Genomic DNA, 1,248 nt, shown 5'->3' with positions numbered 1-1,248 from the left:
AAAGTGAAGCCCCCTAAGTTGGAAAGATGCTCATTTGGGAGGATTTTGCGAGGCTTTCCTGGAGTTCTTTTTCCGGATTGTTGAGGAAATTGGTCAAGTGGACGTAGCTGGGCAGGTGGAATCTGACGATGGCTACCATGTTGGAAAAAGCCCAAGGTTTTTTGAGTTGCTTTCGTATTACTTCCATTAGCAACAAAGAGATCAGGGCACACCAAATCTGGATTTCTATCGCATTTTGATTGTCTCCCAAGAAGTATTTGAGCGGAAAGTTTTGCTTGAGTTTTTTGAACAGCAGCTCGATTTGCCAGCGGTGCTTGTAGATAGCGGCCACCGTGGATGCCTCCAGTTCCAGATTGTTGGTCAGGAAGATGAGCAGTTTTTGGTTCTTTTGGTCCCAGTACGCAATCCTGCGGAGTTTGAGCGGATGTTTTTTCTGGTCTATGGTGTACTGGACGGTGATGGTTTCGTCTTTGAGGATTTCATGGTCTCGGTCTTCTGGCAGTTCTATTTCTTCCAGGCTTTCAAACTTTGCATTGTTCTTCATTCTGGACACAAAGAAAATTCCTCTGTCAGTCCATTGGGCATACTGGTGATAGTCTGTGTATCCCTTGTCCATCACTAGATATGAACCTTCCGGCAGATGGAGATACTTGAGGAAGGTGTGGTCGTGACGGCTTCCTTCTGTAAATCTGACCAGGCAGGGCATCAGTTCAGCCGCATGAATCATCACGTGGGCTTTGATACCCCCTTTGCTCCTGCCATCTTTTCGGGGCCTTCCGGCCACCTTGAGGATATCTTTGAACAGGCTGATGACGGTCGAATCCACAATGAACAGTTTCTGAATCACTTCGATTTTGAGTCGGCTGTCCGGCAAAAGCCCCCTGTACTTCTCAAAAAGTGAAAGGTAGAGCTCCCTGAATACCTCGCTTGGCCGTCGCTTGTTCCCGTCAGAGATGGTGGACCTACGGGGTGCTTTGGGTATTCCGATATGAATGAGTCTGTTCTGCCAAGCCAAAAGACCCGTAGACAACTCCCTGAGCGAGGTGGCTCCGCTGAAAGAACAGTACAGCATCGTGACCAGATGCTGCCAGGTATCAAAGCTTTTGTAGTACCGATCTGATTGGTTTTTGGAAACCACTTTGGACACAATACCCTTATCGATCAAAGAAAGAAGTTGAGAAAAAATCGGCTGTCCGAAGAAATGTGTATTTTTCATCCGCTGTAATTTGAAGTTGTGGTAAACCTAAA

Annotated in this window: 1 protein-coding gene; it reads right to left on the bottom strand. The window is 46.8% G+C overall.

Annotated features, from left to right (window positions below; all coding sequences use genetic code 11):
• Positions 1-13 precede the first annotated feature (13 nt).
• Positions 14-1,216 (bottom strand): IS4 family transposase, encoded by a 1,203-nt coding sequence (locus CLV31_RS21705; RefSeq protein ID WP_111395186.1) that lies wholly within the window; start codon positions 1,214-1,216, stop codon positions 14-16.
• Positions 1,217-1,248: the final 32 nt, after the last annotated feature.

The sequence above is a fragment of the Algoriphagus aquaeductus genome (genome assembly GCF_003253485.1).
Taxonomy (GTDB): domain Bacteria; phylum Bacteroidota; class Bacteroidia; order Cytophagales; family Cyclobacteriaceae; genus Algoriphagus; species Algoriphagus aquaeductus.
This window is presented reverse-complemented; position numbering and strand designations above follow the sequence as displayed.

Excerpts from the sequence above, each read along its gene's own strand:
- CLV31_RS21705 (WP_111395186.1), bottom strand. The coding sequence starts at position 1,216 with ATGAAAAATACACATTTCTTCGGACAGCCGATTTTTTCTCAACTTCTT.